At 58.9% G+C, this 24,202-nt stretch carries 21 protein-coding genes; 17 read left to right on the top strand and 4 right to left on the bottom strand.

Features of this window, described 5'->3' with window-relative positions:
• Window positions 1–3: 3 nt before the first annotated feature.
• Window positions 4–969 carry a 2-hydroxyacid dehydrogenase gene (locus DJ564_RS27340; RefSeq protein WP_109634746.1) on the bottom strand — a complete coding sequence of 322 codons (966 nt, stop codon included), beginning with the start codon at window positions 967–969 and terminating at the stop codon, window positions 4–6.
• Between the two features lie 286 nt (window positions 970–1,255).
• Between DJ564_RS27340 and DJ564_RS27335 the strand changes: the two genes are divergently transcribed.
• The 7 genes from DJ564_RS27335 (at window position 1,256) to DJ564_RS27305 (ending at window position 12,026) form a co-directional block, all read left to right on the top strand.
• Entirely contained in the window at window positions 1,256–1,885 is a 630-nt protein-coding gene (locus tag DJ564_RS27335; RefSeq protein ID WP_109634745.1) for a LysE family translocator, read from the top strand.
• 163 nt (window positions 1,886–2,048) lie between these two features.
• Window positions 2,049–3,731: a fatty acid--CoA ligase gene (locus DJ564_RS27330; protein WP_109634743.1), complete on the top strand. Its 1,683-nt coding sequence runs from the start codon at window positions 2,049–2,051 to the stop codon at window positions 3,729–3,731.
• A 336-nt stretch (window positions 3,732–4,067) separates the two neighbouring features.
• The gene (locus DJ564_RS27325; RefSeq protein ID WP_109634741.1) at window positions 4,068–5,954 is read left to right on the top strand and encodes a DUF1302 domain-containing protein; all 1,887 of its coding nucleotides are present in this window, start codon (window positions 4,068–4,070) and stop codon (window positions 5,952–5,954) included.
• A gap of 28 nt (window positions 5,955–5,982) precedes the next feature.
• Window positions 5,983–7,347, top strand: a complete 1,365-nt coding sequence (locus tag DJ564_RS27320; RefSeq protein ID WP_109634739.1) for a DUF1329 domain-containing protein — start codon at window positions 5,983–5,985, stop codon at window positions 7,345–7,347.
• A gap of 377 nt (window positions 7,348–7,724) precedes the next feature.
• Window positions 7,725–10,463 (top strand): LuxR C-terminal-related transcriptional regulator, encoded by a 2,739-nt coding sequence (locus DJ564_RS27315; protein ID WP_109634737.1) that lies wholly within the window; start codon window positions 7,725–7,727, stop codon window positions 10,461–10,463.
• An 88-nt stretch (window positions 10,464–10,551) separates the two neighbouring features.
• Window positions 10,552–11,193, top strand: coding sequence for an MBL fold metallo-hydrolase (locus DJ564_RS27310; RefSeq protein ID WP_109634736.1), 642 nt, complete (start codon window positions 10,552–10,554; stop codon window positions 11,191–11,193).
• A gap of 101 nt (window positions 11,194–11,294) precedes the next feature.
• Window positions 11,295–12,026, top strand: a complete 732-nt coding sequence (locus tag DJ564_RS27305; RefSeq protein ID WP_109634734.1) for an OmpA family protein — start codon at window positions 11,295–11,297, stop codon at window positions 12,024–12,026.
• Window positions 12,027–12,293: 267 nt separating this feature from the next.
• Here the strand turns inward: DJ564_RS27305 and DJ564_RS27300 are convergent, their stop codons facing one another.
• Window positions 12,294–12,728 carry a YhcB family protein gene (locus DJ564_RS27300; RefSeq protein WP_109634733.1) on the bottom strand — a complete coding sequence of 145 codons (435 nt, stop codon included), beginning with the start codon at window positions 12,726–12,728 and terminating at the stop codon, window positions 12,294–12,296.
• 144 nt (window positions 12,729–12,872) lie between these two features.
• Here DJ564_RS27300 and DJ564_RS27295 point away from each other — a divergent pair, with 144 nt between their 5' ends.
• The 3 genes from DJ564_RS27295 (at window position 12,873) to zapE (ending at window position 16,068) form a co-directional block, all read left to right on the top strand.
• A complete protein-coding gene (locus DJ564_RS27295) occupies window positions 12,873–13,502 on the top strand; it encodes an alpha/beta hydrolase (RefSeq protein WP_109634731.1) in 630 nt (209 codons plus the stop codon).
• 24 nt (window positions 13,503–13,526) lie between these two features.
• A complete protein-coding gene (locus DJ564_RS27290) occupies window positions 13,527–14,882 on the top strand; it encodes a tryptophan--tRNA ligase (protein ID WP_109634729.1) in 1,356 nt (451 codons plus the stop codon).
• Window positions 14,883–14,973: 91 nt separating this feature from the next.
• The gene (gene zapE / locus DJ564_RS27285) at window positions 14,974–16,068 is read left to right on the top strand and encodes a cell division protein ZapE (protein ID WP_109634727.1); all 1,095 of its coding nucleotides are present in this window, start codon (window positions 14,974–14,976) and stop codon (window positions 16,066–16,068) included.
• A 49-nt stretch (window positions 16,069–16,117) separates the two neighbouring features.
• On the opposite strand, the gene DJ564_RS27280 is transcribed toward zapE, so the two are convergent.
• Complete coding sequence (locus tag DJ564_RS27280; protein WP_178082360.1) at window positions 16,118–17,014, bottom strand: GlxA family transcriptional regulator; 897 nt, start codon at window positions 17,012–17,014, stop codon at window positions 16,118–16,120.
• A gap of 245 nt (window positions 17,015–17,259) precedes the next feature.
• Between DJ564_RS27280 and DJ564_RS27275 the strand changes: the two genes are divergently transcribed.
• On the top strand, window positions 17,260–18,396 hold the full coding sequence (locus tag DJ564_RS27275) for an acyl-CoA dehydrogenase family protein (protein WP_109634724.1): 1,137 nt from the start codon (window positions 17,260–17,262) through the stop codon (window positions 18,394–18,396).
• A gap of 50 nt (window positions 18,397–18,446) precedes the next feature.
• Here the strand turns inward: DJ564_RS27275 and DJ564_RS27270 are convergent, their stop codons facing one another.
• Entirely contained in the window at window positions 18,447–19,487 is a 1,041-nt protein-coding gene (locus DJ564_RS27270) for an NADP(H)-dependent aldo-keto reductase (RefSeq protein ID WP_109634723.1), read from the bottom strand.
• Window positions 19,488–19,732: 245 nt separating this feature from the next.
• Here DJ564_RS27270 and rplM point away from each other — a divergent pair, with 245 nt between their 5' ends.
• The 6 genes from rplM to DJ564_RS27240 all read left to right on the top strand — a co-directional run bounded on the left by rplM (window position 19,733) and on the right by DJ564_RS27240 (window position 24,190).
• Entirely contained in the window at window positions 19,733–20,161 is a 429-nt protein-coding gene (gene rplM / locus DJ564_RS27265) for a 50S ribosomal protein L13 (protein ID WP_007905295.1), read from the top strand.
• A gap of 14 nt (window positions 20,162–20,175) precedes the next feature.
• Window positions 20,176–20,568 (top strand): 30S ribosomal protein S9, encoded by a 393-nt coding sequence (rpsI, locus tag DJ564_RS27260; protein WP_002555064.1) that lies wholly within the window; start codon window positions 20,176–20,178, stop codon window positions 20,566–20,568.
• A gap of 267 nt (window positions 20,569–20,835) precedes the next feature.
• Entirely contained in the window at window positions 20,836–21,429 is a 594-nt protein-coding gene (gene petA, locus DJ564_RS27255; RefSeq protein ID WP_008060255.1) for a ubiquinol-cytochrome c reductase iron-sulfur subunit, read from the top strand.
• Window positions 21,429–22,640, top strand: coding sequence for a cytochrome bc complex cytochrome b subunit (locus DJ564_RS27250; RefSeq protein WP_109634721.1), 1,212 nt, complete (start codon window positions 21,429–21,431; stop codon window positions 22,638–22,640). Before petA ends, DJ564_RS27250 begins: the two co-directional genes overlap by 1 nt.
• Entirely contained in the window at window positions 22,640–23,422 is a 783-nt protein-coding gene (locus tag DJ564_RS27245; protein ID WP_109634719.1) for a cytochrome c1, read from the top strand. The genes DJ564_RS27250 and DJ564_RS27245 overlap by 1 nt, the downstream gene beginning before the upstream one ends.
• Window positions 23,423–23,572: 150 nt before the next feature.
• A complete protein-coding gene (locus tag DJ564_RS27240) occupies window positions 23,573–24,190 on the top strand; it encodes a glutathione S-transferase N-terminal domain-containing protein (protein ID WP_027922678.1) in 618 nt (205 codons plus the stop codon).
• Window positions 24,191–24,202 lie beyond the last annotated feature (12 nt).

Genomic DNA, 24,202 nt, shown 5'->3' with positions numbered 1-24,202 from the left:
CTATCAACTGACGACCCGCAGCGCTTTACCGCTGAAAAATCCCTGTGCGTTTTCGGTCAACTGACCGACGATCCGCTGCCGTGCCTCACGACTTCCCCAGGCGTTGTGCGGCGTGACGATCAACCGTGGGATGTCATGGGCCAGCAGCGGATTGCCGGCAGTCGGTGGCTCGACGCTCAGCACATCAGTCGCCGCGCCGCCCAGATGACCGTTGCGCAAGGCATCGGCCAGTGCCTGTTCATCGATCAAGCCACCGCGCGCGGTGTTGACCACGAAAGCGCCGGGTTTCATCGAGGCCAATTCGCGGGCGCCAATGAAGTGGCGAGTGTGTTCGTTGAGCGGGCAATGCAGGGTGAGGGCATCGATTTGCGGCAGCAGTTCTTCCAGCGGCAAGCGATCCGGCCGGGCAGGGCGCCCCGGAATCTGCCCCAGCAACACGCGCATACCGAACGCTTCGGCCAGCCGCGCAACCGCGCCACCCAGTTCGCCATGGCCGAGCAGGCCGAGGGTTTTGCCTTCCAGTTCGACGATCGGGTAATCCAGCAGGCAGAACTGTTTCGCCTGTTGCCAGCGACCTTCGCCGACGGCCTTCTGATAATCGGCCAGGCGCGTGGCCAGGTTGAGCAGCAACATGATCGTGTGCTGCGCCACCGATGGCGTGCCGTAACCCTGGCAGTTGCAGACCGTGATGCCGTGGGCGCGAGCGGCCGCGAGGTCGACATTGTTGGTGCCGGTGGCGGTGATCAGGATCAGCTTCAGTTCGGGGCTGGCGGCAATGGCGGCGGCATCGATCAGGATCTTGTTGCTGATGGCCACGGTGGCGCCCTTGAGGCGTTCGATCACCTGGTCCGGCGTGGTCTGTGCGAACAGCTGCAAATCGTCAAAGCAGGCGCGCAACGGGCTGAGGTCGAGATCGCCCAGGTCCAGGGACGGGTGGTCGAGGAAAACGGCGCGGAGAGAGTTCGTCATCAACTGTACCTTTTGTGCGGTGAACTGAAGGCGTAATCTGCCGAGCCTACCAGATGAAACAAATGGTTACCCAATAGCTGGATTGACACACAACCTGTGGCGAGGGAGCTTGCTACCGCTGGGCTGCGTAGCAGCTCCAACCCATGTGGGCGTGGTTTGTCAGGAGTACCGCATCATCCTTTTTAACGACTGCTTCGCAGTCGAACGGGAGCAAGCTCCCTCGCCACAGAGATTGAGTTCGCTTCAGAATTGATCAATCAAACCGATCCGCCCTAAAGGAGCCCCCATGTACTGGACAGAGTTCTTGACCGTTGCCCTGATTCACTTGCTCGCCGTTGCCAGCCCCGGCCCGGATTTCGCCGTGGTGGTGCGTGAGAGCGTGACTCACGGTCGCCGCGCCGGGACCTGGACAGCGCTGGGGGTCGGCACAGCGATTTTCCTGCACGTCGGTTATTCGTTGCTCGGTATCGGCCTGATCGTGTCGCAGTCCATCGTGCTGTTCAACGCCTTGAAATGGGCGGCTGCCGCCTATTTGCTGTACATCGGCTACAAAGCCCTGCGCGCGCAGCCGGCCAAAGTAGTCGGCGACGATCTGCACAAAGAGGCCGGCGAGCGCACGCCTCGCGGTGCCTTCACCTCGGGTTTCGTGACTAATGGCCTGAACCCGAAAGCCACGCTGTTCTTCCTGTCGCTGTTCACCGTGGTGATCAACCCGCACACGCCGCTGGCGGTACAGGCTGGCTACGGGCTCTATCTCGCCGCGGCGACGGCCGTATGGTTCTGCCTGGTGGCGCGGCTGTTCAGCCAGCAACGCGTGCGCGCCGGTTTCGCTCGCATGGGCCATTGGTTCGACCGGACCATGGGCGTAGTGCTGATCGCCATCGGCGTGAAACTCGCCTTCACCGAGATGCATTGATCGCGCAATACCCGACGGATAGCGATTTCCTGCAAATGCTGGCGCAAAGCTAGCATTTGTACGGCTCTGCAAATCATTCCTTTGGCTGATTTGGCCGGCGTATAAGGGTTCTAGAGTGGTTGCCTCTAAAAGCCAACACCGTGCAGTCAGAAAAGGGATTCTTATGTTGCAGACTCGCGTTATCCCCCCAGCCGAAGGCGCTTACCAGTATCCGTTGCTGATCAAACGGCTGCTGATGTCCGGCGCTCGTTACGAGAAAACCCGCGAGATCATTTACCGCGACCAGTTGCGCTACAGCTACCCGACCCTGATCGAGCGGGTCGCGCGGCTGGCCAACGTGCTCACGGAAGCTGGCGTCAAGGCCGGCGATACCGTGGCGGTGATGGACTGGGATAGCCATCGGTATCTGGAATGCATGTTCGCCATCCCGATGATCGGCGCGGTGATTCACACCATCAACGTGCGCCTGTCACCGGAACAGATCCTCTACACCATGAACCACGCCGAGGACCGCTTCGTGCTGGTCAACAGCGAGTTCGTCGGGCTGTACCAGGCGATTGCCGGGCACCTGACCACGGTCGAGAAAACCCTGCTGCTGACCGATCTGCCGGAAAAAACCGCCGATCTGCCGAATCTGGTGGGCGAATACGAGCAGTTACTGGCGGCTGCGAGCACGCAGTACGACTTCCAGGATTTCGACGAGAACTCGGTCGCGACCACGTTCTACACCACGGGCACCACCGGCAACCCTAAAGGCGTGTACTTCACCCATCGGCAACTGGTGCTGCACACCATGGGTGTGTCGACCATCATGGGCGCAATCGACAGCGTGCGCCTGCTGGGCACCAACGACGTGTACATGCCGATTACGCCGATGTTCCACGTGCATGCCTGGGGCTTGCCGTATGTGGCGACCATGCTCGGGCTCAAGCAGGTTTACCCCGGTCGTTACGACCCGGAATACCTGGTGGAGCTGTGGCGCAAGGAGAAGGTCACCTTTTCCCATTGCGTGCCGACCATCCTGCAGATGGTCCTCAATTCCAAGGCGGCGCAAGCCACCGATTTCGGCGGCTGGAAAATCGTCATCGGCGGCAGTGCGCTGAACCGTGCGTTGTATGACGCGGCCAAGGCCAAGGGCATTCAATTGACCGCCGCGTACGGCATGTCGGAAACCGGGCCATTGGTGTCCTGTGCTCACCTCAACGATGAGTTGATGGCCGGCACCGAAGACGAACGCACCACGTATCGCATCAAGGCCGGCGTACCGGGGCCTTTGGTGGAGGCGGCGATCGTCGACACCAACGGCAACTTCCTGCCTGCCGATGGCGAGACTCAGGGCGAACTGGTGCTGCGTGCGCCGTGGCTCACCGAGGGTTACTTCAACGAGCCGCAGAAGGGCGCCGAGCTTTGGGCCGGGGGCTGGCTGCACACCGGCGACGTGGCGACGCTGGACAGCATGGGCGTGATCGACATCCGCGACCGGATCAAAGACGTGATCAAGACCGGCGGTGAGTGGATCTCGTCCCTGGACCTCGAAGACCTGATCAGCCGCCACGTGGCGGTACGCGAAGTAGCAGTGGTGGGCATCGCCGATCCACAGTGGGGCGAGCGCCCGTTTGCGCTGCTGGTGATCCGCGAAGGGCATGAGATAGGGGCTAAGGAGCTCAAGGAACACCTCAAGCCATTCGTGGAATTGGGCCACCTGAGCAAGTGGGCAATCCCGAGCCAGATCGCCCTTGTTACTGAAATTCCCAAGACCAGTGTCGGCAAGCTCGACAAGAAGCGAATCCGCCTCGACATCACTGAATGGCAGGCCAACAACAGCACCTTCCTCTCGACGCTTTAAGCGCCTTCTGGCGTGCCTGAAAAGGCACGCCAGCCCCACCAAGCAAGCGCTTGGCTTGTGAAATCCAAATTTTCAGCCATCCTTGCCGTGCCGACATGTGTCGGACTGGCGAAAGGACTGTTCCAGAGTGGCCGGCAGCTGCAAATCACACTTTAGAGGGATCAAGCTCTACTACCTGCTGGCTATAGTCCGCTCAAGGATTTTTAAGAACGGAGCGCACGCACAAAACGGGGCGATGCAATTTGGAATGACTTCGGGACACCTTTGCTCCCTGTCATCCACAACGTTTTTAGAAGTGCTAACTGCCATAACAATAATGCACATGGAGTAGCGTCGATGACATCAGTAAACACGTTCTGGCGCCGGGCGAAATTGCCCCTGGCGGTCAGTCTCGCCTCTTCGCTCGCCGGGCCTGCATTCGGCGTCAGTTTCAACGTTGGTGAAATCGAAGGTCAGTTCGATTCCTCCCTCTCGATCGGTGCGAGCTGGTCTACCGAGAGTGCCAACAAGAACCTCATCGGCGTGAACAACGGTGGCAGTGGCCTGTCCCAGACCTCCGATGACGGTCACTTGAACTTCGAGAGCGGTAAAACCTTCTCGAAGATCTTCAAGGGCATCCATGACCTTGAACTGAAATATGGCGATACCGGCGTTTTCGTCCGTGGCAAATACTGGTACGACTTTGAACTGAAGGACGAAAGCCGTCCGTTCAAGGACATCAGCGACAGCAACCGCAAGGAAGGCGCCAAGTCCTCTGGCGGGCAAATCCTCGACGCCTTCGTCTACCACAACTACTCCGTTGCCGATCAGCCGGGTTCCGTGCGTCTGGGCAAGCAGGTGGTGAGCTGGGGTGAAAGTACCTTCATCGGCGGCGGCATCAACTCGATCAACCCGATCGACGTGTCCGCGTTCCGTCGTCCGGGTGCCGAGATCAAGGAAGGCCTGATCCCGGTCAACATGTTCTATGTGTCCCAGAGCCTGACCGAAAACCTGTCGGCCGAAGCGTTCTATCAGCTGGAATGGGACCAGACCGTTGTCGATAACTGCGGCACGTTCTTCTCGCAGCCGGATATCGTCGCTGACGGTTGCGACACCAACCTGCGTGTGCTGAACAAGCGCTCGCAGATTCCAGCCGTTGCGTTGGGTCCATTGGCCGCCAACGGCGTCAATGTCAACGAGGAAGGTGTGCTGGTCCAGCGTGGCGGCGATCGTGATGCTCGCGACAGCGGCCAGTGGGGCGCGTCCCTCAAGTACATGTTCGAGCCGCTGGACACCGAGTTCGGTGCCTACTTCATGAACTACCACAGCCGTGCGCCGATCTTCAGCGCCACGGGTGCGCCGCAGTCGGTCTATAACACCGCGGCGTCTCTGCCAGGTCCGTTCGCTGCACTCGCGCCGCTGCTGGTGGCAGGTAACTCGAAATACTTCATCGAGTACCCGGAAGACATTCGCCTCTACGGCCTGAGCTTCTCCACCACCCTGCCTACCGGTACGGCGTGGAGCGGTGAACTGAGCTACCGTCCGAACGCGCCGGTGCAACTCAACTCCACCGACATTCTGTTCGCCGGTGTACGTCCTCTGGGCGGCGCACTGGGTAACGCTTCGTTGCTCTCTGCCGGCCCGGGTCAAGACCTGCATGGCTATCGTCGCAAGGAAATCACCCAGTTCCAGACCACCCTGACGCACTTCTTTGACCAGGTCATGGGCGCGAGCCGTTTGACCCTGGTGGGCGAAGTGGGCGTGACTCACGTCGGCGGCCTGGAAAGCACCTCCGACGTCCGTTATGGCCGCGATCCGGTCTACGGCCCGGGTGCCTTGCCAGCCACTGGCGCTGTCAACACTTGCGTGGCGCTCAACACCAGCACCATCAACGGCGCCGGCCCGGGCACTCCAACCAACAACCGCAGCCGCAACTGCAACAGCGACGGCTTCACCACGTCGACTTCGTGGGGCTACCGTGGTCGCGCCATCTGGGAATACAACGACGTGTTTGCCGGTGTGAACCTCAAGCCGAACGTGGCCTGGTCCCATGACGTAGACGGTTATTCGCCTGGCCCTGGCGGCAACTTCGAGGAAGGTCGCAAAGCGGTGAGCCTGGGCGTCGACGCCGAGTACCAGAACACCTACACCGCGAGCCTGGCCTACACCAACTTCTTTGATGGCAAGTACACCACCGTCGATGACCGCGACTTCGTTGCGCTCAGCTTCGGCGTGAACTTCTAAGCACTGTTTTTTCAGGACGAACACACATATGAAAATAACAAAGAGTCTGTTCCACGCCGGAGTTCTGGGGCTTTCGCTGCTGGCGACCAGCGTCATGGCAGCCGTGCCTGCCGCCGAAGCGGACAAACTGGGCAAGAGCCTGACGCCGATGGGCGCCGAGATGGCGGGCAACGCCGACGGCTCGATCCCGGCCTGGAAACCGATGGCGAAAAACGCCGGCACCGTCGACGGCAAAGGCTTCCTGTCTGACCCGTTCGCCAGTGAAAAACCGCTGTTCACCATCACGGCGCAGAACGTCGACCAGTACAAGGACAAACTCGCTCCGGGCCAGTACGCGATGTTCAAGCGCTACCCGGAAACCTTCAAGATGCCGGTTTACCCGTCCCATCGCGGCGCGACCGTGCCGGATGCCGTGTTTGCCTCGATCAAGAAAAACGCCACCAGCACCAATCTGGTGTCTGGCGGCAACGGTCTGGAGAACTTCGAAACGGCCGTGCCGTTCCCGATTCCGAAGACCGGCGTCGAAGTCATCTGGAACCACATCACCCGCTATCGCGGTGGCAGCGTGACCCGTCTGGTGACCCAGGCCACGCCGCAGCCGAATGGCTCGTACAGCCTCGTGTACTTCCAGGATCAGTTCGTGTTCCGCGACAAGATGAAGGATTACGATCCGGCGAACCCGGGCAACATCCTGTTCTACTTCAAGCAGAAAGTGACCGCGCCGGCACGTCTGGCCGGTGGTGTGCTGCTGGTGCACGAAACCCTCGACCAGGTCAAAGAGCCACGTTCGGCGTGGGTCTACAACGCCGGTCAACGTCGTGTGCGTCGTGCGCCGCAAGTGTCCTATGACGGGCCGGGTACTGCGGCTGACGGCCTGCGGACCTCCGACAACCTGGACATGTACAACGGTGCGCCGGATCGCTACGACTGGAAACTCGAAGGCAAGAAAGAGATGTACATCGCCTCCGACAGCTACAAGCTCGACTCGCCACAACTCAAGTACGACGACATCATCAAGGCCGGTCACATCAACCAGGACCTGGCTCGCTACGAGCTGCGCCGGGTCTGGCATGTGGTTGCTACCTTGAAGGAAGGTCAGCGTCACATCTACGCCAAACGTGACTTCTACATCGACGAAGACACCTGGCAAGCGGCGGTGATCGACCACTACGACGGTCGTAATCAGCTGTGGCGTGTGGCGGAAGCTCACTCCCAGAACTACTACAACGTTCAAGTGCCTTGGTACACCCTGGAAACCTTGTACGACCTGCAATCGGGCCGTTACCTGGCACTGGGCATGAAAAACGAAGAGAAGTCGGCGTATGACTTCGGCTTCACCGCGACCACCAGCGATTTCACCCCCGCTGCATTGCGTCAGGACGGGGTTCGTTAACCTGCACTGAACAGAGGCCGCATCCTCGAAAAACGCCCCGACTGGTTCGGGGCGTTTTTTTTTGAATTTCATAATGATCGTTGTAGCAGCTGTCGAGCTTGCGAGGCTGCGTTCGAGGACGAAGTCCTCGTAAATTCGGTGCACGCGGTTTGTCTGGCAGACCGCGTTGCATGGTTTTACGACTGCTTCGCAGCCGAACGCAGCTTCGCAGGCTCGACAGCTGCTACGAGGGCGGTGTGACTGTCGGGTTTGCTCGACACTTCTGCTTGTATTCTTTTTGTAGCCATTTGTAGCAATAACCTTCATTCCCTCTTCGTTTACCGATAGTCTGCGGACATCTGCAACGCCGCCACCCGCAATTCAAACAAGAGCCGGCCATGACTGATCTGTCCCCACTCCCGGGCCCTGCAAGCGTTGCCGTCGCGGCACTGGACGGGCGCTTTTTTCGGCCCCCGTTGCCTGACGGCCATGTGCTGCGGCCTCGTCTGTGCGAGCGCTTGAGTGCCGGCCTCGGTGGCAGGCTGTTGCTGGTCAGCGCACCCGCCGGGTTCGGCAAGAGTTCATTGGCGGTGGAGTTCTGCCAGGGGCTGCCGGCCCATTGGCAAAGTCTATGGCTGGGTCTGAGTCCTCGGGACAGTGATCCGGGACGTTTCCTCGAACGTTTGCTCGACGGTCTTCAGGACTACTTTCCGAAGCTCGGCAGCCAGGCGCTGGGCCTGCTGAAAATGCGCCAGCGCCATCAACCATTCGCCTTCGAAGAATGGCTCGACGGATTGCTGGATGAGTTGGCCATCCACCTTTCGCCGATGACGCCTTTGCTGCTGGTGCTGGATGACTATCATCTGGCCCAGGGGCCGGTGCTCGATCGCTGCCTGCAGTTTTTCCTCAATCATTTACCCGATGGCCTGCTGGTCATGGTGACCAGTCGACAGCGTCCGGACTGGCACCTGGCGCGTTTGCGCCTGTCGCGGCAACTGCTCGAATTGCATGAGCAGGACCTCCGGCTGACCCACGATGAGGCCCTCACACTGCTCGATCGACACAGCAGTTCATTGCGAGGCGAGGCGCTGGAAAACCTGATCCAGCGCAGTGAAGGCTGGGTCGCCGGCTTGCGTTTCTGGTTGCTGGCGGCCTCCGAGGCAGGCACCGACGGTGCGTTGTCGCAGTCGTTGCATGGTGGGGAAGGGCTGATTCGCGACTACCTGCTTGAAGAAGTCATTGATTGTCTGCCCGCCGAAGTGCAGTCATTCCTTTACGACACCGCGCCTCAGGAGCGTTTTTGCAGCGAGCTCTGCGACGCGGTTCGCGAGGCCCATGACAGTGCCGAAATCCTGCGTTTCCTCCAGGCGCACCAAGTGTTCCTGGTACCGCTGGACGAGCACGGCCGCTGGTATCGCTATCACCACCTGTTTTCCGATCTGCTGCGTACCCGGCCCACTACCCAGTCGATCGTGCCGGCCGCCAGCCTGCACCTGCGCGCCTGTCGCTGGTTCAATGCACAAGGGTTGCTCGACGAGGCGGTGGAGCAGGCGTTACGCGCCGGGCACCTGGACGTTGCGGCGAACCTGGTGCAAAACCTCTCTGAAGAACAACTGCTCGCCGAACAGAACGTCGGCATGCTGCTGCGCTGGAAAATGGATTTGCCTGACAGCCTGCTGATCAGTACACCGCGGCTGATCGTGCTCTACAGCTGGGCGTTGGGGCTGGCCTGTCAGCTGGACGCTGCCGAGGAGCTTGCGGCCCATTTGAGCCGCTTCCTGCCAGCCCCGTCGGCCACCGCGCAGAAGTCCATGCTGGCGCAATGGCTGGCCCTGAGCGGTATCATCGCCCGGGGGCGAGGCCATCGCGCGCTCACGCAACTTTACTGCACCGAAGCGCTGGAGAGCCTGCCGGCCAAGCGCTACGGGCAACGGCTGATGTGCCTTTCGACCTTGTCCAACCTGGCGATCGCCGACGGCGACCTGTGGCGTGCCCGCAGCTTGAACCGCGAATCGCTGGAATTGGCGCAACGGGTCGGCAACCCGCTGTTCGAAGCGCTGGCCCATTACGACCGCGCACGTGTGTTGCAGGCGCGTGGGGAAATCCTGCGTTCACTGCAAGAAGTCCGTCAGGGGCTGCAACGCTTGCAAGGGTTATCCCCGCAACGGCTTTACGCCGTGCGTGCACGGCTGACCTTGTACGAGGGCTTTTTGCTGGCCGTTCGCTTGCAACCACAAGCCGCGCGGGCACGTCTGCAAGCCGGGTTGAGTGAAGCCCGAGCCTGTCGCGATATCAGCGTGTTGATCGGTCACTGCGTGATCGCCCGGCTTGAGGGCAGCAGCGGCGAGTTCGCCAAAGCCTTCGCCGAACTTGCCGAAGCCGAACGCTTGATGCACATCTGGGACGTGCCGCCGATCTATTACTTGGCGATGATCACTTTGGTCAAATGCGAACTCTGGCTGGCCCAGGGGCGTACCGATCTGGCCGAAGCCTGGCTGGCACGACTGGGCCAGACCTACAACGGCGACCATGCGGCCGCGCCGCCGGAATTTCATCCACAGCTGCCGCTGCACATCGAATTGCAGCAAGCCTTGCTGGAGGTGATTCAGGGGCAACCGATGCTGGCCGAGGGGCGTTTGAACGCGCTGCTTGAGCATGGACAGAAATCGGGACGGCAAATGCTCAGCGTGATGGCGCTGACTCAGAAAATCACCCTGTTGCTGGCGTGCGGCCGTGAACCCGAAGCCCGCAAGGCGCTGGTTCAGGCGCTGGAAGCGGCTGACGGGGGCGTCCTGCAACCGTTCGACGCGTTGCTGACCGAACACCCGGACTGGCTGCGTGGGCAACTGCAGCTCTGTGCCCCGACAGTGGTGTCGCAGAACCTGGCCGAAAAACTTCCGGTCATGGCCCCTCGCGCGGTATTGGAGGCATCCCCCGGGGCGGAACAGCTCAGCGCCCGTGAGCTGGCCGTCCTGCGCCTGATCGCCCAAGGTTGCTCCAACCAGGAAATCAGCGATCAACTGTTCATCTCGCTGCACACGGTCAAGACCCACGCCAGCCACATCAACAGCAAGCTTGGTGTTGAGCGGCGCACGCAGGCGGTGGCGCGAGCTAAAGAGTTGGGCGTGTTGGGGTAGCGCATTTTCAAGATCTACAGGGTCCACAAAAAGACTTGCTACGGTTTTGTGCCAAAATTGCCCATCCCTGTTTTCCGAGCATGCCCAGATGTCCCAGCAGCCCACCCTGATTCGCGAAACCTTCCCCGTCGGCCCTTTGCAGTGCAACTGCACCATCATCGGTGACCCGATCACCAAAAAAGCCATCGTGGTCGACCCGGGCGGCAATCATGAGTTGATCCTGGCGCGCCTCGATGCCCTGGGCTTGAAGGTGGTGAGCATCATCCACACCCATGCGCACCTGGATCACTTTCTGGCCTCCGGACAACTCAAGGAGAAAACCGGCGCAACCCTGCACCTGCATAAAGAAGATCAGTTCCTCTGGGACAATCTGGAGATGCAGTGCCAGATGTTCGGTGTGCCTTACACGCCGGTGCCGTCGCCGGATCGCTGGTTGGCCGACGATGAAGAACTGGCTTGCGGGTGCGGCGTGGCGTTGCACACGCCGGGTCATACGCCGGGTTCGATGAGTTTTTGGTTTGCCGAGGCCAAGCTGCTGATTGCCGGCGACACGCTGTTTCGTCGCGGGGTAGGGCGCACGGATTTGTGGGGTGGCGATCAGGCGACCATCGTGCGGTCGATCAAGCAGCGGCTTTATACGCTCGACGAAGAAGCGACGGTGGTGACCGGGCATGGTCCGGACACGCGCCTGGGCGATGAAATGCGCGAGAACCCGTTTGTGCGGGCTTGAATGTAACCGATGGAATTTTCGCCGGGCAAAATGATCCAACACCCGCAAAGGTCCAATGCCTTTGTCCGTTGCACCCCAGAATGCAAAAGTAGGAGCTCTTCATGTTCACCAAGCAGCGTTTGATTATTGTCGCTACGGCTGTGGCCTTGCTGTCTGGCTGCGCCTCGCCTAACCCTTATGACAATCAGGGCCAGGCTGACAGTGGCTCCACGGGCATGAGCAAAACCGCTAAATACGGTGGCCTCGGCGCTCTGGCTGGCGCCTTGGCTGGTGCCGCCATCGGTCACGATAACCGTGGCAAGGGCGCGCTGATCGGCGCAGCCGTCGTGGGTGCTTCCGCTGCCGGTTACGGCTACTACGCTGACCAGCAAGAGAAAAAGTTGCGTGCCAGCATGGCCAACACTGGCGTCGAGGTGCAGCGTCAGGGTGACCAGATCAAGTTGATCATGCCGGGCAACATCACGTTCGCTACCGATTCGGCGAATATCGCTTCCAGCTTCTATCAGCCGCTGAACAATCTGGCTGGCTCGCTCAAGGAGTTCAGCCAGAACCAGATCGAAATCGTCGGTTATACCGACAGCACCGGCAGTCGCCAGCACAACATGGACCTGTCCCAGCGTCGAGCGCAGAGCGTAGCGACTTACCTGACCTCGCAAGGCGTCAGCGGTGCGAACCTGTCGGCTCGCGGTGCCGGGCCGGATAACCCGATTGCCAGCAACGGTGATACAAATGGCCGGGCGCAGAACCGTCGTGTCGAGGTCAACCTGAAGGCGATTCCGGGTCAGCAGTATGGTGGTCAGCAGCAGCCGGGTACGGTTCAGCAGTATCCGTAATTGTCTGATTGAACCCCAGGCGTAAAAAAGCCCGCCCGATTCTCAGCAGATCGGGCGGTTTTTTTTGTCGCCAGTTCCGGCCCCTTCGCGAGCAAGCCCGCTCCCACAGTGTTCTGTGTCGATCACAACAATGTGGCAAAGCACAAATCCCCTGTGGGAGCGGGCTTGCTCGCGAAGGGGACAGAACAGGCGATGAAAACTTCAAAATTAAAAAAGCCCCCGGACAATTACTCATCCGGGGGCTTTTTCATGTCGCGCAAAACCTGATTACTTCTTCAGGCCGTAATGTTCATCGAGCATGCCCGGCGCGTTCGGGGCTTTCGGTGCGTAATCACGAGGCGGCTCCTGATTGCGCGGTGGCGTCAGGCGTTCCCGTGGAGCCTGCGCCGCGTCGGCGTGCAGGGCGGCCAGCAAGCGTTGACGAGTCTGCTCGTCCAGGGCCAGGCGGTTGGCACCCTCGGCGAGGTGATCCTGCACTTCCTGATAGCTGGCAGTCAGCTTCTTGACCAGGTTTGCAGTGCTGTTGAAGTGAGTGACCACCTCGTTCTGATAACTGTCGAAACGTTCCTGAATGTCATCCAGCTGACGTTGTGTGCTGCTCGGCGCGGCATTCGGCACCAGGCGAGCGATCAGGAAACCAATGGCGACACCCACAACCAGGGCAAGAGTCGGCAACAACCAAACTAAGAGCGAGTGTTCCACGAGTCCTTCCTCTATAAACGGCTTTGCTTTACGTTAACGGCTCGAACCTGCGCTGTATACCGCGATTCACTCGCAATAGATTGGCACAGACAATTTGCTAGACGAGTCGACCCGATTCGAGGTCACGGAGTTCCTTCCTTGCTTATGCGCGAAACCCCTGTAGTGATTGATGGCCCGGCGGGCCAACTGGAAGCCCTTTATCTTGATAATGAGCAGCCGCGCGGCCTGGCGCTGATCTGCCATCCGAACCCGGTGCAGGGTGGGACCATGCTCAATAAAGTGGTCTCGACCTTGCAGCGCACCGCGCGCGACGCCGGTTTGATCACGTTGCGTTTCAACTACCGTGGCGTCGGTGCCAGCGAAGGCACTCACGACATGGGCACCGGTGAGGTCGATGATGCTCAGGCCGCCGCCGAATGGTTGCGGACCAAACATCCTGACTTGCCGCTGACCCTGTTCGGTTTCTCCTTCGGTGGTTTTGTTGCAGCAAGTCTCGGCGGACGCCTGGAAGCCAAGGGCGAGCAGCTCAAGCATGTGTTCATGGTGGCGCCAGCCGTCATGCGCCTGGGCGATCAGGATCAACTGCCGCATCAGGGCGAATTGACCCTGATCCAGCCGGAAACCGACGAAGTTATCGATCCACAACTCGTCTACGAGTGGTCCGACAAGCTCGAACGTCCCCATGAGCTGCTGAAAGTGGCAGAATGCGGACACTTTTTTCATGGCAAGCTGACCGATCTCAAGGATCTGATCCTGCCGCGTCTCTCGAATTGATTGCAGTCTGACAAGCGATTACCCATGACGACTCGTACCCGTATCCTCACCGGCATCACCACCACCGGCACGCCGCACCTGGGCAACTACGCCGGTGCCATCCGCCCGGCGATCCTCGCCAGCCGTGACAGCAATGCCGATTCGTTCTACTTCCTGGCCGACTACCACGCCCTGATCAAATGCGATGACCCGCTGCGCATCCAGCGCTCGCGTCTGGAAATCGCCGCGACCTGGCTGGCCGGTGGCCTGGATGTAGACCGTGTGACGTTCTATCGCCAGTCCGACATCCCGGAAATTCCCGAGCTGACCTGGCTGCTGACCTGCGTCGCTGCCAAGGGCCTGCTCAACCGCGCCCACGCCTACAAGGCTTCGGTGGACAAGAACGTCGAGACCGGCGAAGACCCGGATGCCGGCATCACCATGGGCTTGTACAGCTACCCGGTGCTGATGGCCGCGGACATCCTGATGTTCAACGCGCACAAGGTGCCGGTCGGTCGTGACCAGATTCAGCACGTGGAAATGGCCCGTGACATCGGCCAGCGCTTCAACCACCTGTTCGGCCAGGGCAAAGAATTCTTCACCATGCCCGAGGCGCTGATCGAAGAAAGCGTCGCCACGCTGCCAGGCCTCGACGGTCGCAAGATGTCGAAGAGCTACGACAACACCATTCCGTTGTTCAGCAGCGCCAAGGAAATGAAGGACGCGATCTCGCGGATCGTCACCGACTCCCGCGCGCCGGGCGAAGCCAAGGATCCGGATAATTCGCATCTGTTCACTCTGTTCCAGGCGTTTGCCACGCCGGCGCAGGCCGATGAATTCCGCAGCGAACTGTTGCAGGGCCTGGGTTGGGGCGAAGCGAAGAATCGTCTGTTCCAGTTGCTGGGCAGCGAGCTGGGCGAATCCCGCGAGCGTTATCACCAGTTGATCGAGCGCCCGGCAGACTTGGAAGACATCTTGCAGGTCGGCGCCAAAAAGGCCCGTTCGGTGGCGACACCGTTCCTCCACGAACTGCGCGAAGCGGTCGGCTTGCGTTCTTTCGTCGCCCAAACCCAGGTCGCTGCGACGACCAAGAAGAAAGCCGCGAAGGCCGCGCGTTTTGTCAGCTTTCGCGAAGAAGACAGCAGTTTCCGCTTCCGTCTGTTGGCGGCCGATGGCGAGCAACTGCTGCTGTCGCGCAACTTCGCTGACGGCAAAACCGCAGGCCAGGTGACCAAGCAGCTGCAATCTGGCCTGCCGTTGGATGTGCGCAGTGAAGACCGCAGCTTCAGCGTCTGGCTGGAAGGCGAATGCATTGGCGACAGCCCGACATTTGCTGACAACGCCGCTCGCGACGTCGCCATCGACGCCCTGCGGGTTGCGCTGACGCCGGTTCAGGAATAAATCAACGGCTCGGTCCGACCAAGGGCCGATTGCCATTCCCACGGGCCGTCGCTACAGTGACGGCCCGTTTTTGTTGCCTTGCTAACGAATTATGACGCCCCTAGAACGATATCAAGCTGATCTGAAACGCCCGGAATTCTTCCATGACGCCGCGCAGGAAACTGCCGTGCGCCATTTGCAGCGCCTGTACGACGATCTGGTCGCTGCGTCGAACAACAAGCCGGGTCTGCTCGGCAAACTGTTTGGCAAGAAAGACCAGGCACCGGTCAAAGGTCTGTATTTCTGGGGTGGCGTAGGTCGTGGCAAGACTTACCTGGTCGACACCTTCTTCGAAGCGCTGCCGTTCAAGGAAAAGGTCCGTACTCACTTTCACCGCTTCATGAAGCGTGTGCACGAAGAGATGAAGACCCTTGGCGGCGAGAAAAACCCGCTGACCATCATCGCCAAGCGCTTCTCCGACGAAGCCCGGGTGATCTGTTTCGATGAATTCTTCGTGTCCGACATCACCGACGCGATGATCCTAGGCACGCTGATGGAAGAGCTGTTCAAAAACGGCGTGACCCTGGTCGCCACCTCGAACATCGTGCCGGACGGTCTGTACAAGGATGGCCTGCAACGTGCGCGCTTCTTGCCGGCCATTGCGCTGATCAAGCAGAACACCGACATCGTCAACGTCGACAGCGGCGTCGATTATCGTCTGCGTCACCTTGAGCAAGCCGAGCTGTTCCACTTCCCGCTGGACGAAGCCGCCCAGGAAAGCTTGCGCAAAAGCTTCCGCGCCCTGACACCGGAATGCACGGCCGCCATCGAGAATGACGTGCTGATGATCGAGAATCGTGAGATTCGTGCGGTGCGTACCTGTGATGATGTGGCCTGGTTCGACTTCCGCGAACTGTGCGACGGCCCGCGTAGCCAGAACGATTACATCGAACTGGGCAAGATCTTCCACGCCGTGCTGCTCAGCGGTGTCGAGCAAATGAGCGTCACCACCGACGACATCGCCCGACGTTTTATCAACATGGTCGACGAGTTCTACGACCGTAACGTCAAGCTGATCATCTCGGCTGAAGTCGAGCTCAAAGACCTCTACACCGGCGGTCGCTTGAACTTCGAGTTCCAGCGCACGCTTAGCCGCTTGCTGGAGATGCAGTCGCACGAATTCCTGTCCCGGGCGCACAAGCCGTAGGACATTTCGGGAAATGAAAAAGGGCCTGCATTGCAGGCCCTTTTTTTGTTTATGCAGCTTGCTGAAACTGCTGTCGATACTGGTTCGGCGACAATTCCGTGTGCTGGCGGAACAACCGCGCGAAGAAGCTCGCATCGTCGTAACCGACTTCATAACTGATGGTCTTGATGCTCTTGCGGCTTCCCGACAACAAGCCCTTGGCTGTCTCGATACGCAGCCGTTGCAGGTAATGCAGTGGCTTGTCACCGGTGGCGGTCTGGAAGCGGCGCATGAAGTTGCGGATGCTCATGCCGTGTTCGCGGGCGACGTCTTCGAAGCGGAATTTGTCGGCAAAGTGTTCTTCAAGCCAGTGCTGAATCTGCAGGATGATCACGTCCTGGTGCAACTTCTGCCCGCCGAAGCCGATGCGTCCTGGGGAATAGCTGCGTTGCACTTCGTAGAGAATGTCCCGCGCCACGGCTTGCGATACGTTGGCACCGCAGAAGCGTTCGATCAGGTAGATGTAGAGATCGCACGCCGAAGTAGTGCCGCCTGCGCAATACAGGTTGTCGGCGTCGGTCAGGTGTTTGTCCTGATTGAGCTGAACCTGTGGAAAGCGTTCGGCAAAGGCATTGAAAAAGCGCCAGTACGTGGTTGCTTCCTTGCCATTGAGCAGCCCGGCCTCGGCCAGCCAGAACACTCCGGTCGCCTCACCGCACAGCACGGCGCCGCGAGCGTGTTGCTGACGCAGCCATGGCAGGACCTGAGGATAACGTTGGCAAAGGGTATCGAAATCGTCCCAGAAGGCCGGAAGGATGATGACGTCGGCATTTTCCAGACCGCCGTCCACCGGCATGATCACATCACTGAAGCTGTTCACCGGTTTGCCGTCGGGGCTGACCAATCGCGTTTCGAACGCTGGAGTCAGGCCCTGCCCCAGTTGTTTGCCATAGCGCAGGCTGGCCAGGTGGAAGAAATCCTTGGCTTGCATGAGGGTGGAAGCGAAAACCCGGTCGATAGCCAGGATGCTGACGCGCCGCAAGGGCGTGGAGACTTGGTTAGACATAATTCAACTTTATTCTTATAGGGGAAAGTGGTCACCAGACGGCTGGATCGTCTTATTTTTTGTCTGATGTGTCCAGTGTCCTGTATCGGATGCGGGGCTTAGTCTCTGAAGGTCAATTCCTTCTAACAATTAACGACAGGTGCCGCATGATCCCCAGAACCTTGTTCAGTTCCGAGCACGAATTGTTTCGCGACAGCGTGCGAACGTTCCTCGAAAAGGAGGCCGTGCCGTTCCATGGGCAATGGGAAAAACAAGGCTACATCGACCGTAAACTCTGGAATAAGGCGGGAGAGGCGGGGATGTTGTGCTCGCATCTGCCGGAAGAATACGGCGGGCTGGGGGCGGACTTTCTCTACAGTGCAGTGGTGATCGAAGAGGTCGGTCGCCTCGGCCTGACCGGCATCGGTTTTTCGCTGCATTCGGACATTGTCGCGCCTTATATCCTGCATTACGGCAGTGAGGCGCTGAAGCACAAATACCTGCCAAAACTGGTGTCTGGCGAGATGGTCACCGCGATTGCCATGACCGAGCCGGGTGCCGGTTCCGACCTGCAAGGGGTGAAAACCACTGCCGTGCTCGATGGCGACGAATACGTGATCAACGGTTCGAAGACCTTTATCACCAACGGCTTTCTGGCCGACTTGGTGATTGTCGTGGCCAAGACCGATCCGAAGGCCGGCGCGAAGGGCACCAGTCTGTTTCTGGTCGAGGCCAACACCCCGGGTTTCGACAAGGGCAAGCGCCTGGAAAAAGTCGGCATGAAGGCTCAGGACACCTCGGAGCTGTTCTTCCAGGACGTGCGAGTACCCAAGGAAAACCTGTTAGGGCAGGCCGGCATGGGCTTCGCCTACTTGATGCAGGAATTGCCTCAGGAGCGTCTCACTGTGGCCATCGGTGGACTGGCTTCGGCCGAGGCCGCGTTGAAATGGACGCTGGATTACACCCGCGAGCGCAAGGCGTTCGGCAAGGCGATTGCCGATTTCCAGAACACGCGCTTCAAGCTGGCGGAGATGGCCACTGAAATTCAGATCGGCCGGGTTTTTGTTGACCGCTGTCTGGAGCTGCATCTGCAAGGCAAGCTGGATGTGCCGACGGCCGCGATGGCCAAGTACTGGGGCACGGACTTGCAATGCAAGGTGCTCGACGAATGCGTGCAACTGCATGGCGGCTACGGGTTCATGTGGGAATACCCGATCGCCCGGGCGTGGGCGGATGCGCGGGTGCAGCGGATTTATGCGGGGACCAATGAAATCATGAAGGAGATTATTGCGCGGTCGCTGTAATGCAGCGTTGATCGTTCCCACGCTCTGGTGGGAACGATCGTCGTCGTAAGTTACGGTGCAGGATTCGGGTGATCCTTGTGAATCGCCTCAATCCCCTCCAGCACTTCATCGGAAAGTTTCAGCTCGAAGCTCGCTAAATTGCTTTCAAGCTGCTCCATGGTCGTGGCGCCAATGATGTTGCTGGTCACGAACGGCTGCTGGGTAACAAATGCCAACGCCATCTGCGCCGGGTCCAGGCCGTGTTCACGGGCCAGCGCCACATAACGGCTGCATGCAGCTTCCGATTGCGGGTTGAAATAGCGGCTGAAGCGACTGTAGAGGCTCAGGCGACCTTTCGGCGGACGCGCGCCCCCTTCGTACTTGCCCGACAGGAAACCGAACGCCAGCGGCGAATAGGCAAGCAGGCCGCATTGTTCGCGGATGGCGATTTCCGCCAGACCGACCTCGAAGCTGCGGTTGAGCAGGTTGTACGGGTTCTGGATCGACACCGCACGCGGCCAGCCACGGGCTTCGGCCAGCGCCAGGAAACGCATGGTGCCCCACGGCGTTTCGTTGGACAGGCCGATGTGGCGGATCTTGCCGGCTTTGACCTGCTCGTCCAGCGCTTCGAGGGTGTCCTCGAGCGGCGTCAGGTTGGCTTCGATCTTGTGTTTGTAACCCAGCTGGCCGAAGAAGTTGGTGCTGCGTTCCGGCCAGTGCAACTGATAGAGATCGATGTAATCGGTTTGCAGGCGCTTGAGGCTGGCGTCCACGGCTTCAGTGATGTGCTGGCGGTTGTGTCGCAGGTTTTTGTCGCGGATGTAATCGATGGTGTTGCCGGGGCCGGCGATCTTGCTGGCGAGGATCCAGTCGGCGCGATCACCGCGGCTTTTGAAGTAATTGCCGATGTAACGCTCGGTGGTGGCGTAGGTTTCGGCCTTAGGCGGCACCGGGTACATCTCGGCGGTGTCGATGAAATTGATCCCGGCTTCCTTGGCCCGTTCGATCTGGGCGAAGGCTTCAGCTTCAGTGTTTTGCTCGCCCCAGGTCATGGTTCCGAGGCAGATGGCACTCACGTTCAGATTGGTTCGGCCTAGCTGGCGATAGTCCATCGGGTGCTCCTTGGGCAAAACAATCATAAAAGCAGGTTGAAATATTTTTCGCAATCTGCATAATTGCGCACCTCTTTCTGCAGTGGAAGTGATGCGCCGCCGCCGAAGAATCTTGCCGTTGAACGGACGCGCCGACCCGAGCCCCCGAAAGCGTCTGTATCCGGCTGCCTTTGACTTGTCAAAGTACGCACTATTCAGTAAGATCCGCCGTCTAATTTACAGGGCGGCCCCTGAGGCTATAAAGAATGAAAACTTTTACTGCTAAACCGGAAACAGTACAGCGCGACTGGTTTGTCGTCGACGCTGCAGGTCAGACCCTGGGTCGTCTGGCCACCGAAATCGCGAGCCGTCTGCGTGGCAAGCATAAAGCTGAGTACACTCCTCACGTTGACACCGGCGATTACATCGTCGTTATCAATGCCGAGCAGATTCGTGTAACCGGTGCTAAAACCACCGACAAAATCTACTACTCCCACTCCGGTTTCCCGGGCGGCATCAAGTCGATCAACTTCGAAAAGCTGATCGCTAAAGCCCCTGAGCGCGTGATCGAGACTGCGGTCAAAGGCATGCTGCCTAAGAACCCGCTGGGTCGCGACATGTATCGTAAGCTGAAAGTCTATGCGGGCGCTGTACACCCTCATACTGCTCAGCAGCCCCAAGAACTGAAGTTTTAACGGAATAGTTCATTATGTCGGCGACTCAAAATTACGGCACTGGCCGTCGCAAGACCGCAACCGCACGCGTTTTCCTGCGTCCGGGTACTGGTAACATCTCCATCAACAACCGTTCGCTGGATAATTTCTTCGGCCGCGAAACTGCCCGCATGGTAGTTCGTCAGCCGCTGGAATTGACTGAGACTGTCGAGAAGTTCGACATCTACGTCACCGTGATCGGCGGTGGTGTAAGTGGTCAAGCTGGCGCAATCCGCCACGGTATCACTCGCGCACTGATGCAGTACGACGAAACCCTGCGTGGCGCTCTGCGCAAAGCTGGCTTCGTTACTCGCGATGCTCGTGAAGTTGAACGTAAGAAAGTTGGTCTGCGTAAAGCGCGTAAGCGTCCGCAGTACTCGAAGCGTTAATTCGCTTTCGCGTTCAAAAAGAACGCCCAGTTTCCTCGCGAAGCTGGGCGTTTTTTTATGGGCGCGATTTATCAAAGAATTGCGCTGTGACAACTTGCCACAGCCGTAGAAGCCCTATACTGCAAGGCTTGGCAGTGGAGCCCCTCGGTAATTACCTTGTCAGAATTGGGGCTTTTCATTACCATTCGGCAAAATTTTTATAAGTACACAGATTTACTTAGTAGACGCCTGATTTAACAGGCCACAAAGCTGATGGGAGAGGACTGAATGAGCAATGACGGCGTGAATGCAGGCCGGCGTCGCTTCTTGGTAGCAGCCACATCCGTGGTGGGTGCTGCAGGAGCGGTGGGGGCTGCGGTCCCGTTCGTGGGGTCATGGTTTCCCAGTGCCAAGGCGAAAGCCGCAGGTGCACCGGTGAAAGTGAATGTCAGCAAAATCGAGCCAGGCCAGCAGATGATTGCTGAGTGGCGCGGTCAGCCGGTGTTCATTGTCCGCCGTACCGAGGAAATCCTGGGGAATCTGAAAAAGATCGAGGGCCAGTTGTCTGACCCGACCTCCAAGAACTCGACACAACCGACCTATGTCGACCCGGAAACGCGTTCGATCAAGCCAGAAGTTCTGCTGCTGATCGGTATCTGCACGCACCTGGGTTGCTCGCCGACCTTCCGTCCAGAAGTGGCACCTGCGGATCTGGGCAAGGACTGGGTAGGTGGTTATTTCTGCCCTTGCCATGGTTCCCACTACGATCTGGCTGGCCGCGTCTACAAGTCGCAACCTGCGCCTTTGAACCTGCCAGTTCCCCCGCATTCCTATGAGACTGATGACATTATTGTCGTTGGCGTCGATACGGAGAAAGCGTGATGAGCAAGTTCATGGATTGGGTTGATGCGCGCTTTCCCGCGACCAAAATGTGGGAAGACCATCTCAGCAAGTACTACGCCCCGAAGAACTTCAACTTCTTCTATTTCTTTGGCTCCCTGGCACTGCTCGTTCTGGTCAACCAGATCGTAACCGGTGTCTGGCTGACCATGAGCTACACCCCGTCGGCGGAAGAAGCGTTTGCGTCCGTCGAATACATCATGCGCGACGTTGAGTACGGCTCGATCCTGCGTCTGCTGCACGCGGTCGGCGCTTCGATGTTCTTCATCGTGGTCTACCTGCACATGTTCCGTGGCTTGCTTTACGGTTCTTACCAGAAGCCGCGTGAGCTGGTATGGGTCTTCGGTATGCTGATCTACCTGGCGCTGATGGCTGAAGCCTTCATGGGTTACCTGCTGCCCTGGGGCCAGATGTCCTACTGGGGTGCCCAGGTGATCATCTCGCTGTTCGGTGCGATCCCGGTCATCGGTAACGACCTGACCCAGTGGATCCGTGGTGACTACCTGATTTCCGGTATTACCCTGAACCGCTTCTTCGCGTTGCATGTCGTGGCTTTGCCGATAGTGATTCTCGGCCTGGTGGTGCTGCACGTCCTGGCGTTGCACGAAGTCGGGTCGAACAACCCGGACGGCGTGGACATCAAGAAACACAAGGACGAAAACGGCGTACCGCTGGATGGTATTGCTTTTCATCCGTACTACACCGTGAAAGATATCGTCGGCGTGGTGGTGTTCCTGTTCATCTTCTGCTCGATCGTGTTCTTCTTCCCGGAAATGGGCGGCTACTTCCTCGAGAAGCCGAACTTTGAAGTGGCGAACGCCTTCAAGACCCCAGAGCACATTGCTCCGGTCTGGTACTTCACACCGTTCTACGCGATTTTGCGAGCGGTGCCGGACAAGCTCCTTGGCGTTATTGCCATGGGTGCGGCCATTGCGGTGCTGTTCGTCCTGCCATGGCTGGACCGCAGTCCGGTCAAGTCGATGCGCTACAAAGGCTGGCTGAGCAAGATCTGGCTGGTGGTGTTCTGCGTTTCGTTCGTGATTCTGGGTGTGCTGGGTGTTCTGGCTCCGACTCCAGGCCGTACATTGCTGTCGCAGGTCTGTACCTTCCTGTACTTCGCCTACTTCATTCTGATGCCGTTCTACACCAGGCTCGAGAAGACCAAACCGGTTCCGGAAAGGGTGACTGGCTGATGAAAAAGCTATTTGCTGTACTGATTCTTGCTGCCATGCCTGTGTTCTCGTTCGCGTCGACAGCCGGTGCTCCTGAATTGGAAAAGGTCGACATTGACGTTTCCGATCAGGCTGCCATGCAGGATGGCGCACGTACGTTCGCCAACTATTGTATGGGCTGCCACAGCGCCAAGTTCCAGCGCTACGAGCGTGTTGCCGATGACTTGGGCATTCCGCACGACCTGATGCTCTCGAAGCTGGTGTTCACCGGCGCCAAGATTGGCGACCACATGAGCATCGGCATGCAGCCGGCAGACGCCAAGACCTGGTTCGGTGCGGCGCCGCCCGATCTGACCCTGGTCGCTCGCGTTCGTGGCACTGACTGGCTTTACAATTACCTGCGTTCATTCTATGAAGACCCGTCGCGTCCTTGGGGCGTGAACAACAAAGTTTTCCCGAACGTCGGGATGCCTAACGTTCTGGTCGGCCTGCAGGGTCGTCAGGTGGTAGGCTGCAAACAAGTTCAAATCGTCGAAGACGGCAAGAAGCAATACGATCCGCTGACCGGTACGGCTCTGACTCATGAGGCGTGTGACCAGCTGACCGTGCTGCCGAAAACCGGCACGCTGAACGCAGAGCAGTTCGACGAGAAGGTCAAGAATCTGGTGACCTTCCTGGCCTACTCGGCCAACCCGGTGAAGCTGCAGCATCAGCGCATCGGTACCTATGTGTTGCTGTACCTGGCGTTCTTCTTCGTATTCGCTTACTTGCTCAAGCGTGAATACTGGAAAGACGTCCATTGATAAAGCTGTAAGCAATTGCTGTTAATCGCACGCGCCCAGGGGCGTCTCTGAAGGTGTAACGAGTCTGGTAAGCCAGACGTTACGGGAGGCGTCTTCTGGGCGCGTGCGTTTTTCCGCTTCCGATAATTTCAACAAGCGAGGAGGACCGCCATGGGCGTGACCAATCGGTTGGCCTGTTACTCCGACCCCGCCGACCACTATTCCCACCGAGTGCGCATCGTACTTGCAGAGAAGGGTGTCAGCGCAGAGATCATTTACGTGGAAGCTGGTCGCCAGCCGCCTAAACTGATTGAAGTGAACCCTTACGGAAGTCTGCCCACCCTGGTCGATCGTGACCTGGCGTTGTGGGAGTCGACCGTGGTGATGGAATATCTGGATGAGCGTTACCCGCACCCGCCCTTGCTGCCGGTTTATCCTGTGGCGCGTGCCAATAGCCGTCTGCTGATTCATCGTATTCAGCGTGACTGGTGTGGTCTGGTGGATCTGATCCTGGATTCGAAGACCAAGGAAGCCGCCCGCGTCGTGGCTCGTAAAGAGTTGCGTGAAAGCCTGACTGGCGTGTCGCCGTTGTTCGCCGACAAGCCGTTTTTCCTCAGTGAGGAACAAAGTCTGGTGGATTGCTGCCTATTGCCAATACTCTGGCGTTTGCCGATTTTGGGTATTGAACTGCCGCGGCCTGCCAAGCCGTTGCTTGATTACATGGAGCGCTCGTTTGCGCGTGAGGCTTTCCAGGCGAGTCTGTCTGGTGTCGAACGCGATATGCGCTAAGGCTTAAGGAGC

Origin of the sequence: Pseudomonas sp. 31-12 (assembly GCF_003151075.1) — a bacterium.
Classification (GTDB): domain Bacteria; phylum Pseudomonadota; class Gammaproteobacteria; order Pseudomonadales; family Pseudomonadaceae; genus Aquipseudomonas.
Note: the sequence above shows the minus strand (reverse complement) of the source record. Positions and strands in the feature narration are given on the sequence as shown.